This window comes from Sinorhizobium fredii NGR234, from assembly GCF_000018545.1.
In the GTDB taxonomy this organism is placed as follows: Bacteria; Pseudomonadota; Alphaproteobacteria; order Rhizobiales; family Rhizobiaceae; genus Sinorhizobium; species Sinorhizobium fredii_A.
This window is the reverse complement of record NC_012587.1, coordinates 3818942-3832675: the sequence shown is the minus strand read 5'-3', so window position 1 is coordinate 3832675 and position 13734 is coordinate 3818942. Positions and strand designations below refer to the sequence as shown.

Here is a 13734-nt window from a genome sequence, read left to right as displayed (position 1 = left end):
CCATATTAACTCTTTGTTAACGATTAGAGCAGCGCTAGGGGAAGCCTACAAAAGCTGTCATCAACTTGAGATTGCGCGTGCACGCACGTGCTTGCAGGGGATTTGTATGGCATTTTGGACCGGGGTAAAGGCAGGCGTCGCTGCGTTTTGCGCAGTTTTCGCTTCGGCAAGCATGGCAATTCCCGCCCAGTCGGGATCGACTCCCTGGATGCAGACCGGCTCGGCAACCTCGCAGCCGATCGGGCATTTCGAGTTCTGTCAGAAGAACAGGGGCGAATGCGGCGTCCGGTCTCGGGCGGGCGCAGCGCCGCGTGTCACGGCGAGCGGCTGGGCCGTCATCCGGCAGGTGAACGCCGCGGTCAACCGCGAAATCTCGCCGGTCACCGACCAGGAGCTTCTCGGCAGGGACGAGGTCTGGTCCTATCCGAAAGGCCGGGGCGACTGCGAGGATTTCGCACTCGAGAAGCGCCGGCGCCTGATGCAGCGCGGCTTTGCCGCCGGCAACCTGCTGATGACCGTCGTGCGCAAGCCCGACGGAGAGGGCCATGCAGTGCTGACGGTGCGCACTGCCCAGGGCGACTTCATCCTCGACAATCTCGAAAACAGCGTCAGGCTCTGGACCAACACGCCCTACCGCTTCCTGAAGCGCCAGGCCGCGAACAATAGCGGCCGCTGGGTGACGATCGACAACAGCGCCGAGGTGCTGGTCGGCTCCGTCGGCAAGTGAGCGGCCGGAGAATTACCAAGACAAGTCAATCTTCAAGAAGGGCCGGTTCGCGGCCCTTTTTTTCATGTCGTTGGCTCATTTTTTCCAGCATCCGTCAGGCATTGCCGATAACGATGCCCGCCGCCAGCACAAGGCCACCACCGAGCACGACCTGAAAGGCTGCTCTGAGGAACGGCGTCTCCATGAAACGGTTCTGGATGAAGGCGATGGCCCAGAGTTCGAAGAAGACGATCGCCGCCGCGGTCACTGTCGCCGTCCAGAAATGCGGGATCAAATAAGGAAGCGCATGGCCGAGGCCGCCGAGCGCCGTCATGATCCCGGAGGCGAGGCCGCGCTTGACCGGTGAGCCCCGGCCGGAAAGCTTGCCATCGTCATGGGCGGCTTCGGTGAAACCCATGGAAATGCCTGCACCGACCGAGGCCGAAAGCCCGACCAGGAAGGTCTGCCAGGTATCCTGGGTTGCGAAAGCGGCGGCGAAAATCGGCGCCAGCGTCGAAACCGAGCCATCCATCAGGCCTGCCAGTCCCGGCTGCACATAGGTGAGGATGAACTGGCGATGCGACGTCTCATCCTCTTCGGCGCGCACGTCGGCAGGTGTCAGCCTCTCGCCGAGCCGGCGGGCGAGAGATTCATGCGTCTTCTCGGCGATCGCCAGATCGCCCAACAGCTTGCGCGTCGCCGCGTCGCGCGTGCGGGCCGCTGCCTCGAGATAGAAGCGGTGGGCCGCCGCCTCCATGGCCTCCGCCTCGGCACGGGCCGTTTCGATCGGCATTTCGGCAATCAGCCAGTCGGGCTTGCGCTCCGGAAAGTCACGCACATGCTCGCGCCGGATGAGCGGAATGCGGCTGCCGTAGCGCGCCACATGCAGGTCGATCAGAGCCTGCCGATGGTGGCTCTCCTCCTCGGCCATTTCCTCGAAGACCTTGGCGGAGTGCGGATATTTGTCGCGCAGCGCATCCGCATAGGCGAGATAGATGCGACCGTCGTCCTCTTCGCAGGAGATGGCGAGTGCCAGGATTTCCTGTTCGTTCAGCGAGAGAAAAGGTCGCTTCGAACGGGCAAAGAGGCGGGAAAACATTGGCAAGACCTTCTTTAGAATAATTCTAAAGAATAGTCCGCGACTTATTGGGCGTCAAGCTCCGGGCAGGTCCGACAAGGAGGCGGGACGCCCCTCATCCGCCTGCCGCGACCTTCTCCCGCAGGCGCGGCGAAGGGACTCGCGGCGGCCGCTTGAGTCCCCTCTCCCGCGCGCGGGGAGATGGCTAGTCCTCGGGTTAAACCCGAGGAGAGGGGCAAATTCAGATCGCCAGATCGAGTGCCTTTTCCCGATCGATATAGGCGCGCTGCTGGTCGGTGATGTAGTCACGGACGATCGGCGCCGCGTCGCGCGAGCGTGACAGCTGCATATGGAAGACGAGTTGGCTGCCGGTGCGGAACATCATCTCGGCGCTGATCAGGTAGAACTCCCACATCCTGGCGAAGCGCTCGTCGTACATCGCGATCACCTTGTCGCGGTTTTCCTCGAAGCGCGCGGCCCAATGGGCGAGCGTCGTCGCATAATGGACGCGCAGGAATTCGAGGTCGCTCACCCAGAGGCTGTTGCGCTCGACCACCTCGAAGACCTCCGACAAGGCCGGCGAATAGGCTCCGGGAAAAATGTACTTCCTGAGCCAGGGGCTCGCCATACCGGGCGGGCTCATATGACCGATCGAATGCAGCACGGCGAGGCCGTCATCCCGCATCAGCGCATTCAGCTTGTTGAAGAACTCGTCATAGTGATGGACACCGACATGCTCGAACATGCCGACCGAGACGATGCGGTCGAAGGGTCCCTCGACATCGCGATAGTCCTTCAGCTCGAAACGCACCCGGTCGGCCATGCCCGCGGCGCGTGCCCGCTCGGAGGCGAGCGCCTGCTGCTCCTTCGACAGGGTGACGCCGAGGACCTCGACATTCTCGAGCGCCGCCAGATAGAGCGCCAGATCGCCCCAGCCGCAGCCGATATCGAGCACTTTCATGCCGGGCTTCAGACAAAGCTTCGCGGCGAGCAGCCGCAGCTTGTTGCGCTGCGCTGCCTCCAGCGTCTCATCCGGCTCGCGGAAATAGGCGCAGGAATAGAGCATGTTCTCGTCGAGGAAGAGTTTGTAGAACGCGTTGCCGAGATCATAGTGATGCGCGACGTTCTGCTGCGCCTTGCCCTTGGGATTGGCCTGCTGGCGCTTGCGGAAGCGCATCTTGATCGCCCGCAACAGCTTCTGGATCGGGTAGGAGCCGAGCGACAGCCGGTTGATCGAGAAGAGCGTCAGGAAATCCCGAAGCGTCGACCCCTCCTCGAAGCGCATCGTCCCGTCCATGTAGGCCTCGCCGGCGGCGAGCTCGGCGTTGAGGACGAGACTGCGATAGAGCCGCTTGTCCGTCAGCCGCATCGTGACGCTCGGACCGGGCTCGCCTGAAAAGACGTGCCGTTTGCCGTCCGCATCGATCACGGTCAGCGTGCCCTTGCGGATGAAGGCCTTCATCATATGCGACAGTGGAAACATGCTGTGCCTCGATCTCGTGACGTGCAAAAAACCGGCGCATACGGAGCTGGCGTGTGAGCAGCCTCTGCCCCTCATCCCGCTGCCGCCACCTTCTCCCCGCAAGCGGGGAGAAGGGGACTCGTGGCGCCAACCTCGTCCCCTCTCCCCGCCTGCGGGGAGAGGGCTAGGGTGAGGGGCAAACACCGAGTTGAGATATCTCAACGGGGCTCTGCCCGGATCTACCTCAGTCCTTGGCGCGTTCGACGTAGGAACCGTCTTCCGTCGCGATGACGACGCGGGTGCCGGCCTGGATATGCGGCGGCACCGAGGTGCGGACGCCGTTCGAAAGAAGGGCCGGCTTGTAGGAGGAAGACGCCGTCTGGCCCTTGACGACCGGTTCGGTCTCGGTGATCTCGAGGGTGACGTGACGCGGCAGGTCGATGGCGATCGCAATGCCTTCGTGGATCGACAGCATCACAGCCATGCCTTCCTGGAGATACGCCTTCAGGTCGCCGATATCGTCAGCCGACATGACGAGCTGGTCGTAGCTCTCCGGGTTCATGAAGTGGAAGCCTTCGGCGTCTTCATAGAGGAAGGTGTGCTCGCGGTCCTCGACGAAGGCGCGCTCGACCTGCTCGGTGGTGCGGTAGCGCTCCGAGACCTTCACGCCATCCGAGATGCGGCGCATGTCGACCTGCGTGACCGGCGTGCCCTTGCCCGGGTGGAAGTTCTGGGCGGTGAGCACGACATAGAGCTTGCCGTCGACGTCGAGAACGTTGCCCTTGCGGACCGAAGAGGCGATGACCTTGACCATTAGTCTTCCTTGTAACAGAGGTATCAGCGACACGTGCGGGCCGGAGATCGGCCCGGAAAGGACGCGAAAATTTTAGATTTCGCGCCGCCACTACCCTAATTCCGCGCAAATAGCCAGCCTGAGCCGGCCTGCGCGCCGAAGAAAGCTTGGATCGAACCGACCATGCCGCATGCTTCTCCCTGGTGGACCCCGGATGTCCATGCCGACCGGCGCCCCTTCCTGATCGGCCGCAACCGCATCCAGTCGGCGCTGCGCCGCTTTTTCGGCGAGCGGGACTTCATCGAAGTCGACACCGCGACGCTGCAGGTCTCACCGGGCAACGAGGCGCATCTGCACGCCTTCGCCACGCAGGCGCTTGGGCCGGACGGATCGGTGCAGCCGCTCTATCTGCACACCTCGCCCGAATTCGCCTGCAAGAAGCTCGTTGCTGCCGGCGAAAGACGCATCGCCTGCTTTGCCCATGTCTACCGCAACCGCGAACGCGGCCCGCTGCACCATCCCGAATTCACCATGCTCGAATGGTACCGCGCCGAGGAGACCTACGAGACGCTGATGCGCGATTGCGCCGGGATCCTGGCGCTTGCCGCCGAGACCACCGGCACGCGGTCGCTCGCCTATCAGGGCCGAAGCTGCGACCCCTTCCTCGAACCGGAGCGACTTTCGGTGGCCGACGCCTTTGCGCGCTTTGCCGGTATCGATCTTCTCGCTTCGATCGGAAAGGACGGCGATACCGATCGCGAAAGCCTGGCGGCGGCGATGCGGGAGGCGGGCCTCCGCGTTGCCGAGGACGATACCTGGGCCGACCTCTTCAGCCGCGTGCTCGTCGAAAAGGTCGAGCCCAATCTCGGCATGGGCCGCGCCACGATCCTCGATGAATATCCGGCCGCCGAGGCGGCGCTCGCCCGCCCGACGCCGCGCGACCGCCGCGTCGCCGAGCGCTTCGAGCTCTATGCCTGCGGGGTGGAGCTTGCCAATGCCTTCGGCGAGCTGACGGATGCCACGGAACAGCGCCGCCGCTTTGAGCTGGAAATGGCGGAAAAGGCGCGGGTCTATGGCGAAACCTACCCGCTCGACGAGGATTTTCTGGCGGCGCTTGCCCTGATGCCCGAGGCAAGCGGCATCGCGCTCGGCTTCGACCGGCTGGTGATGCTGGCGACCGGCGCGGCGCGCATCGACCAGGTGCTCTGGGCGCCGGTGGCGGAGGTGAGGGCATGACCGCGCACCGTCCCCTTCGTACGGCGGGCGATCTGGTCGAAGCCGGCCTGATCGACGCCTCGGCCGAGGAAGCGATCGCCCGCGTCGCCTCCCGATACGCGATCGCCATCAGCCCGGTTGTCGCAAACCTCATCGACCGCACCGATCCGCAGGATCCGATTTCCAGGCAGTTCGTGCCGGACGCGGCCGAGCTGACGCTGACGCCGGAGGAACGAGCCGACCCGATCGGCGACGGCGCTCACAGCCCCGTTTCGGGCATCGTCCACCGCTATCCGGACCGGGTACTGCTGAAGGCCGTGCATGTCTGCCCGGTCTATTGCCGCTTCTGCTTCCGGCGCGAGATGGTCGGCCCACAAGGGCTCGGCACGCTGACGCCCTCCGAGCTCGACGCGGCAATCGCCTATATTTCCGAGCATCCGGAGATCTGGGAAGTGATCCTCACCGGCGGCGATCCGCTGGTGCTGTCGCCGCGGCGGCTTCAAGAAATCCTAGAGCGGCTCGACGCGATCGCGCACGTCAAGGTGGTCCGCTTTCATACGCGCGTGCCGGTCGTCGAGCCGCACCGCATCGACGCGGATCTCATTGCGGCGCTTAAAAGCAGCGGCAAGGCGACCTATGTGGCGCTCCACGCCAATCATCCGCGCGAACTGACGGCCGAAGCGCGGGCCGCCGCCGCCCGGTTGATCGATGCGGGGATCGTCATGGTCAGCCAATCGGTGCTGCTCAAGGGCGTCAATGACGACCCGGAAGTGCTTGCCGAACTGATGCGCGCCTTCGTCGAGACGCGGATCAAGCCCTATTACCTGCACCATCCGGATCTTGCGCCCGGCACCAGCCATTTCCGGCTGACGATCGAAAAGGGCCAGGCGCTCGTCGCCTCGCTGCGCGGCCGAGTCTCGGGCCTCTGCCAGCCGACCTATATCCTCGACATTCCCGGCGGCCACGGCAAGGCGGTCATCAGCGCCAGTGCGATCGAGGCGGAAGGCGGCGGCTGTTACACCGTCACCGACTTCCACGGAAACGAGCACGCCTATCCGCCGAAGAGCTGATGTCGCCCCGGTTGGCTCTACGTTTTTGATAACAAGGATCGCGCCTCTCTCCACCCGTCATCCTCGGCTTGACCCGAGGATCCACACGCAAGGCGTTCCGGCAAGCCGACTTTTTTGAGCTTGAGTGCTGGTAAATGGATCCTCGGGTCAAGCCCGAGGATGACGACCGTAGGAGGCGTGGATGCGTCGCTGGAGAGCTGCGTGGTGGCGAACTGGACCCTATGTGGTGGCCGCCTCAAAAAAAGGCCGCGACGGAAAACCGCGCGGCCCTGGATCAATGGTATTGGCGGGCAGATCAGCCCTGCTTGATCGGCGCGATCGAGATTTCGACGCGGCGGTTCTGGGCGCGGCCGGCCTCGCTGGAGTTCGACGCGACGGGGCGCTCCATGCCGTAGCCCATGGTCGAGATGCGCCGCTGGTCGATGCCGCGGCTGCCGAGATAGTTGGCGACCGAAGCGGCGCGGCGCTCGGAGAGATCCTGGTTGTGGGCGGCGCTGCCGGTCGAGTCCGTGTGGCCGTCGACGTCGATCAGCGTCTTGTTGTACTTGCGCAGTACGATCGCGACCGAGTCGAGCGTCGGATAGAAGGGCGGGATCACCTGGTCGCGGTCGGTCGCGAAGGTGATGTTAGACGGCATGTTGAGGATGATGCGGTCGCCTTGACGCGTCACCGAGATGCCGGTGCCCTGCAACTGGGCGCGCAATTCCGATTCCTGCTGGTCCATGTAGTTGCCGATCAGGCCGCCGCCGAGCGCACCGATGCCGGCGCCGACGAGCGCGGCGTCACGGCGTCCGGCCGAGCTGCCGCCGACAAGCAGGCCGGTTGCGGCGCCGAGGCCCGCACCGATCAATGCGCCGCCGGCCGTGTTCGACATCTTCTGTTCTCCCGTGTAGGGATCGGTAGTCGTGCATCCGGAAAGATAGACGGCCGCGACAGCCAGGATGGCGCATTTCTTGATCATCGAATCAATGGTCCCCATTGGTGCTAAAGGTGCTTCATACTAGCGATTGCGGCAGGAAGATGAAGGGGTGCGGCGCTTTCCACATGGACAGGCAGACCGTAACATTTCGGCAGTGCAGCAATTGCGAGCTGGCTCCGCCACATTGCTGTCCACAGCGCCCGCTAACCGAAGCTTCACATGCTCGCGCCAGGATGGCATTCCCGGCGCAGGAGCCAGACGAGAGGGACAGTACACATGGCGATCGAGTTCGACGACACGGAGCGCAGTCTCAGCGATACGCTGGCCGGCATGATCGCCTCGATCAGGGGCAATACGATCACGCTGCGCGAGCTGATGATCGAGATCGGCGAGCACGGCTTCCTGCTTCTCTGCGCGCTGCTGACGCTGCCCTTCCTGATCCCGGTCTCGATCCCCGGCGTCAGCACCGTCTTCGGCGCGGCGATCATTTTGATCTCGCTGGCGATCACCCTCAATCGCCTGCCCTGGCTGCCGCAGCGCATTCTCGACCGGCAGATCGAGACGGAAAAGCTCGTTCCGACCTTGCAGAAGGGGGCAGCGCTGGTCTCGAAGCTCGACCGCTACGTGCGCCCCAGGCTCCATTTCCTGACCCAGGGCGCCGTGATGAGCCGCTTCAACGGCCTGATGATCATGGCCGGCGGCGTGCTCCTGATGTTCCCGCTCGGCCTGATCCCGCTGTCGAACACGCTGCCAGGCATCGCCATCCTGCTCTTGTCGCTCGGCATCATCCAGCGCGACGGGCTAATGGTGGCCGGCGGCTATCTCTTCCTCGTCGCAACGACGATCTATTTCGCAGTGCTCGCCTATGCGGCCTTCGCCGCCGGCCAGGGGTTGTCGCAGTTCTTCGTGTCCTGAGCTGGGCTTTGCCGCACTGCCCGGCACCGCGAAAATCACCCGGCGATGCCCTTCAGCACGTTGGCGACGTTGAGGCCAATCTCCGGCACGCCGTAGCCGCCTTCCATGCAGACGACCACCGGCAGGCCGGTCTCCTTCAAGCGCGCGCCCATCCGCAGGAAATCCTCCGATTTCAGCTTGAAGAAGCTGATCGGGTCGCGCTCGAAGGTATCGACACCGAGCGACAGGACGAGCGCTTCGGCGCCGAAACCGGCGATGCGCGACAGGGCGTCCTCCATCGCCGCGACCCAGGTCTCGAAGGTGGTGCCGCGCGCCAGCGGATAGTTCTTCGTCGTGCCGAGCCCCTCTCCAGACCCCTCCTCGTCGGCGAAGCCGAGGAAATGCGGGAAGGCGTCGACCGGATCGCCGTGCAGCGAGGCGAAGAAGACGTCGCCGCGTTCGTAGAAGATATCCTGGGTGCCGTTGCCGTGGTGGAAGTCGACGTCGAGCACGGCGACTTTCGCGGCGCCGCGATCGCGCAGGCGCTGGGCGGCGCAGGCGGCATTGTTGATGAAGGAATAGCCGCCGAAGAGATCGATCGCCGCATGATGGCCGGGCGGGCGGCAGAGCGCGAAGGCGGCGGGTTTGCCGGCAGCGACATGATCGGCCGCCGAAATAGCGCAATCCATCGCGGCGCGGGCTGCGGCAAAGGTGCCTTCGGTGATCGCCGTTTCGGCGGCGAAGGAATAGTAGCCGAGTGCGCCGTCGATATCCTTCGGCGGATGCTGGCGCATGCGCCGCGCCGGAAAGCAGGCCGGGATCGCTTCGCCGCGATAGCCGTCTGCGACCCAGCGCTCCCAGGCGGTCTCAAGAAATTCGAGATAATCCGCCGAATGGAGTTTCAGCGCCGTCTCCATGCCGTGCCGTTCGGGCGCGACGACATCGGAGAACCCGGCTTCCTTGACGGCGGCGAGGATCCATTCGGCCCGGAACGGCGCCTCGAAGGGCGGCACGAGCTCGCCGCCATGGAGTTCGGTCCTGGCATCTCGGAGCTTATGATCTTCGGAATAGAAAACGCGCATTTTGGATGTCCTGATTGGGGAGGTTCATAGGCCAACGGTCGCGAGCGGCGGCGATCGGCCAATATTCTCGCTAGGCAGCGAGATGCTTGTAGAAGAACGTGGTCGCGCAATAGCGGCCGTCCGGCATCAGCGCGTAGTCGGGAACGACGCCGGCCCGCAGCCAGCCGAAACGCTCGTAGATCGCCTCCGCCGGCTCGCCGGTCGCAGTGTCGAGCACCAGCACTCTCCTTCCACGCTTGCGCGCCTCGGCTTCCGCGTGCTCCATCAGGCCGCGGGCAAGACCCAGGCCGCGCGCGTCGCGGTGCACGAGCAGCTTCTTGATATCGGCGCGGTGCGGCTGGTTCGGCATCGTCGCGAGGCCGAGCTGCACCGTGCCTACAGCCCGACCATCTACCTCGGCGACCAGGAGGACGGTTTCGTCGCGACCGATGGCGGCGGCCACACCCTCCCAGAAGGGGACGGCGGCCTGCGGTGGGTAAGGCTGCATAAACCCCACCGAGGCGCCGCCTTCGACGCAGTCGGAGAGGACGTCGGCCAGCGCCGGCAGGGCGGCGCGGGCTTGTTCTTCGGTAAGCACGCGGATCGTGACGTCAGGCATAGTTACACCTTGGTGCGGCAGAGAATGACGGCGTAATGCGCCGGCTCGTCATAGGGATTGTGAAAGACATGGGCCTCTTCGAGCCCCATGAACAGGCAGTCGCCCGCCTCGAGGATTTGCGGCCCGCTCTCCATCGTCAGTTCGAGCCGTCCGGAGAAAAGCCAGAGGTGCTGGGTGATGCCGCGGTCGGCCGGCTGGCGTTCGAAGACGACGCGGGCGCCCGGCGGAAACTCGACCTCGACGATGTCGACCGGCGCGCCAAGCCCGTCCGGCGACACCGAGCGGCGCAGATAGCCGCTCTCCGGATCGCGCCACAGCCGCTGTTCGGCCCGCCGTGCGACCGGCGAGGCATTTTCCGCCGCCGAGGCAAACAGCGCCGAGAGCGTCGTGCCGAGCGCGCTGCAGAGTTTCGCCAGCAATTGCGCCGTCGGGCTCGCCTCGCCGCGCTCGATGCGCGAGATCATGGCGCGGCTGACGCCGGAGCGGATTGCGAGTTCGTCGAGCGTCAGGGCCTGTACCGTGCGCATCTCGCGCACCCGTTCGCCGATCGTCTGTTCCAAAGAGGGGACCGCTTGCTCCATTATTTGAGATTGCATTTCTCATATAGTGGAGTCAAGCGGCGCCCGACCTCAAAATAAATTTGCCGCATGCCGCTCCGGCGACAATGCGACGCGCGGCGGCACGGTAGGTTTTGCATCGGGAGAAACAGCAGCGGAGGAGAGGCACATGGAAGGCGGCCGTTCGTCGCTCTTGTCGATTGCCAGCATCGTCACCTCGATGACGGCTGTTGCGATCGGCAACGGCATGATGCTTGCCTATGTCCCGTTCGTGCTGACACGCTCGGCGGCGCCGGACTGGGTTCCGGGCGCGGCGGTCACGGCGATCGCCTTCGGCGGCCTGATCGGCTGTGTGCTGGCCGGTCCGCTGATCCGCCGCGTCGGCCATGCGCGCGCCTTCTCCTGCTCGATGGCGCTGGTCATCCTCGCTGCCGTGCTGATCAGCCTCGGTGTCCACCCCACCCTCTGGATCTTCGCCCGCGCCCTCTACGGGGCAGCCGCCAACACCAACTTCATCATCAGCCAGAGCTGGCTGAACCACGCCAGCGACAACCATTGGCGCGGCAAGGCGATGGCACTCTTCTACATGGCCTATGTGATCGGGCTCGGGGCCGGCGCCTGGCTTTTCGGCCGCATCCCCGTCGACGGCAATCTCGCGCCGATCATCACGATCTTCTTCACGGCGGTCGCCATCCTGCCGATCGGGATGACGCGCCTGCCGACGCCGCCGGCGCCCGCCAAGGTCAGCATCGATATTGCCATGGCCTGGCGCAGCTCCCCGGTCGCCCTTGTCGGCGTGCTTGCCTCCGGCGGGCTGTCGATGCTGGTGCAGGGCTTCACGCCGATCTATGCCGCTGCCAATGCAGTCAGCCAGCAGGACGTGGCAACGCTGATGTTCGTCATGCAGTTCGGGCTGCTCGTCATCCAGTTTCCGATGGGATCGCTTTCGGACCGTATCGACCGGCGCATCGTTCTCGTCGCCACCTGCGCGCTGATCGTGGCGGCGGGGCTCGCGGCCCTCGTCGTCTCCTTCGACAGCCTTCTCCTGCTGATGCTCGTCTTCGCGCTTTTCGCCGGCGCCGTCGAAACGGTCTATTCGATCGCCAATGCGCATGCCAACGACCGCACCGATCCGGCCGATTTCGTGCCGCTCGCCAGCACCATGCTCGTCGCCTGGTCGGCGGCGGCGACGCTGGTGCCGATGCTGGTGACGGTGCTGACGCCGGCCTTCGGCGCAGAGCTGTTCATTTACGCAACGATGGCGGTGGCGGTCCTTTATGCGGCCTTCGTGCTCATCCGCCTGCGCATGCGCGAACGGGTGCCCCCGCAGCTCTGCGAGACCTTCGAAATCAAAAGCGCGCAGGTGCCGAACGCGGGCGCGCTCGCCGAGGCGAAAGCGAGAGCGGAATAGCCGCGCGCCCCGCCCGATTTATAGTGAACGAAGCCTTCATTTCCCGCTTTGCGCCGCCTGATCGCACTGCTATATGCGCCCCATGAGCACACCATCTTCCAAGACGCCCCTGTCGCATATCCGCAACTTCTCGATCGTGGCGCATATCGACCACGGCAAATCGACGCTGGCCGACCGGCTGATCCAGCTGACCGGCGGGCTTGCCGAGCGCGAGATGTCCGAGCAGGTGCTGGACAGCATGGACATCGAGCGTGAGCGCGGCATCACCATCAAGGCCCAGACGGTGCGGCTGCACTACAAGGCTAATGACGGCGACACCTATGTGCTGAATCTGATCGACACGCCCGGCCACGTCGACTTCGCCTACGAGGTCTCGCGCTCGCTGTCGGCCTGCGAGGGCTCGCTGCTCGTCGTCGATGCCAGCCAGGGCGTCGAAGCCCAGACGCTCGCCAACGTCTACCAGGCGATCGACAACAACCACGAGCTCGTCACCGTGCTCAACAAGATCGACCTGCCGGCGGCCGAACCCGACCGCATCAAGGAGCAGATCGAAGAGGTGATCGGCATCGACGCCTCCGACGCGGTGCTGATCTCGGCAAAGACCGGCCTCGGCATTCCGGATGTGCTGGAAGCGATCGTTCACAGGCTGCCGGCGCCGAAGAGCCCCGGCGGCGAGAAGGCGCCGTTGAAGGCGCTGCTCGTCGACAGCTGGTACGACACCTATCTCGGCGTCATGGTTCTGGTGCGTGTCATCGACGGCGTGCTGACCAAGGGCCAGACCATCCGCATGATGGGCACCGACGCCAAGTACACGATCGAACGGGTCGGCGTGCTGACGCCGAAGATGGTCAACATGGATGCGCTCGGCCCTGGCGAGATCGGCTTCATCACCGCCTCGATCAAGGAAGTGGCCGATACCCGCGTCGGCGATACCATCACCGAAGACAAGCGTCCGACCGACAAGGCACTGCCAGGCTTCAAGCCGGCGCAGCCGGTGGTCTTCTGCGGCCTCTTCCCGGTCGATGCCGCCGACTTCGAGGACCTACGCTCGGCGATGGGCAAGCTGCGCCTCAACGACGCCTCGTTCTCGTTCGAAATGGAATCGTCTGCAGCACTCGGCTTCGGCTTCCGCTGCGGCTTTCTCGGGCTCCTGCACCTTGAAATCATCCAGGAGCGCCTGGAGCGCGAGTTCGACCTCGACCTGATCGCAACGGCGCCTTCGGTCGTCTACAAGCTGTTCATGACCGACGGCTCGGAGCGCGAGCTGCACAACCCGGCCGACATGCCCGACGTCGTCAAGATCTCCGAGATCCACGAGCCGTGGATCCGCGCGACGATCCTGACGCCCGACGACTATCTCGGCGGCATCCTCAAGCTCTGCCAGGACCGACGCGGCATCCAGATCGAGCTGACCTATGTCGGCACCCGCGCGATGCTGACCTACGACCTGCCGCTCAACGAAGTTGTGTTCGATTTCTACGACCGGCTGAAGTCGATCTCCAAGGGCTATGCCTCGTTCGACTACCAGATCACCGATCACAAGGAAGGCAACCTTGTGAAGATGTCGATCCTCGTCAACGGCGAGCCGGTCGACGCGCTGTCGATGATGGTGCACCGGATGGCGGCCGAAAAGCGTGGCCGCGAAATGTGCGAGAAGCTCAAGGAGCTGATCCCGAAGCACATGTTCAAGATCCCGATCCAGGCAGCGATCGGCGGCAACGTCATTGCCCGCGAAACCATCTCGGCGCTGCGCAAGGACGTGACGGCGAAGTGCTACGGCGGCGACGCCACCCGCAAGCGCAAGCTTCTGGAAAAGCAGAAGGCCGGCAAGAAGCGCATGCGCCAGTTCGGCAAGGTGGAGATCCCGCAGGAGGCGTTCATCGCCGCGCTGAAGATGGGCGACGAGTGATTGTTTTCTTCCTGTGAGGATGCGCATATACTGTGCGCAT

At 64.4% G+C, this 13734-nt stretch carries 13 protein-coding genes; 6 read left to right on the top strand and 7 right to left on the bottom strand.

The genetic code is table 11. The features are described from left to right. The first annotated feature begins 106 nt into the window (after positions 1-106). A complete protein-coding gene (locus NGR_RS29200; protein ID WP_012710083.1) occupies positions 107-727 on the top strand; it encodes a transglutaminase-like cysteine peptidase in 621 nt (206 codons plus the stop codon). A gap of 94 nt (positions 728-821) precedes the next feature. Here the strand turns inward: NGR_RS29200 and mbfA are convergent, their stop codons facing one another. The 3 genes from mbfA to efp form a co-directional block, all read right to left on the bottom strand. Beyond that, complete coding sequence (mbfA, locus tag NGR_RS29195) at positions 822-1805, bottom strand: iron exporter MbfA (RefSeq protein WP_012710082.1); 984 nt, start codon at positions 1803-1805, stop codon at positions 822-824. 220 nt (positions 1806-2025) lie between these two features. Beyond that, entirely contained in the window at positions 2026-3267 is a 1242-nt protein-coding gene (gene cfa1, locus NGR_RS29190) for a cyclopropane-fatty-acyl-phospholipid synthase (RefSeq protein WP_164924563.1), read from the bottom strand. Positions 3268-3490: 223 nt separating this feature from the next. Further along, positions 3491-4060 carry an elongation factor P gene (gene efp / locus NGR_RS29185; RefSeq protein ID WP_012710080.1) on the bottom strand — a complete coding sequence of 190 codons (570 nt, stop codon included), beginning with the start codon at positions 4058-4060 and terminating at the stop codon, positions 3491-3493. A 162-nt stretch (positions 4061-4222) separates the two neighbouring features. Here efp and epmA point away from each other — a divergent pair, with 162 nt between their 5' ends. Next, on the top strand, positions 4223-5275 hold the full coding sequence (epmA, locus tag NGR_RS29180) for an EF-P lysine aminoacylase EpmA (protein ID WP_012710079.1): 1053 nt from the start codon (positions 4223-4225) through the stop codon (positions 5273-5275). Further along, complete coding sequence (locus NGR_RS29175) at positions 5272-6324, top strand: lysine-2,3-aminomutase-like protein (RefSeq protein WP_012710078.1); 1053 nt, start codon at positions 5272-5274, stop codon at positions 6322-6324. The genes epmA and NGR_RS29175 overlap by 4 nt, the downstream gene beginning before the upstream one ends. A gap of 295 nt (positions 6325-6619) precedes the next feature. Here the strand turns inward: NGR_RS29175 and NGR_RS29170 are convergent, their stop codons facing one another. Then, on the bottom strand, positions 6620-7285 hold the full coding sequence (locus NGR_RS29170; RefSeq protein WP_012710077.1) for an OmpA family protein: 666 nt from the start codon (positions 7283-7285) through the stop codon (positions 6620-6622). 234 nt (positions 7286-7519) lie between these two features. On the opposite strand from NGR_RS29170, the gene NGR_RS29165 reads away from it, so the two are divergent. After that, complete coding sequence (locus NGR_RS29165) at positions 7520-8158, top strand: exopolysaccharide biosynthesis protein (protein ID WP_012710076.1); 639 nt, start codon at positions 7520-7522, stop codon at positions 8156-8158. 35 nt (positions 8159-8193) lie between these two features. On the opposite strand, the gene NGR_RS29160 is transcribed toward NGR_RS29165, so the two are convergent. The 3 genes from NGR_RS29160 to NGR_RS29150 all read right to left on the bottom strand — a co-directional run bounded on the left by NGR_RS29160 (position 8194) and on the right by NGR_RS29150 (position 10398). Continuing rightward, a complete protein-coding gene (locus NGR_RS29160; protein WP_012710075.1) occupies positions 8194-9219 on the bottom strand; it encodes a histone deacetylase family protein in 1026 nt (341 codons plus the stop codon). Between the two features lie 70 nt (positions 9220-9289). Further along, positions 9290-9817: a GNAT family N-acetyltransferase gene (locus NGR_RS29155; protein ID WP_012710074.1), complete on the bottom strand. Its 528-nt coding sequence runs from the start codon at positions 9815-9817 to the stop codon at positions 9290-9292. A 2-nt stretch (positions 9818-9819) separates the two neighbouring features. After that, on the bottom strand, positions 9820-10398 hold the full coding sequence (locus NGR_RS29150; RefSeq protein ID WP_165447162.1) for a helix-turn-helix domain-containing protein: 579 nt from the start codon (positions 10396-10398) through the stop codon (positions 9820-9822). A 145-nt stretch (positions 10399-10543) separates the two neighbouring features. Between NGR_RS29150 and NGR_RS29145 the strand changes: the two genes are divergently transcribed. Both NGR_RS29145 and lepA read left to right on the top strand, forming a co-directional pair. After that, on the top strand, positions 10544-11785 hold the full coding sequence (locus tag NGR_RS29145; protein WP_012710072.1) for an MFS transporter: 1242 nt from the start codon (positions 10544-10546) through the stop codon (positions 11783-11785). A gap of 73 nt (positions 11786-11858) precedes the next feature. Further along, positions 11859-13694 (top strand): translation elongation factor 4, encoded by a 1836-nt coding sequence (gene lepA, locus NGR_RS29140; protein ID WP_012710071.1) that lies wholly within the window; start codon positions 11859-11861, stop codon positions 13692-13694. Positions 13695-13734: the final 40 nt, after the last annotated feature.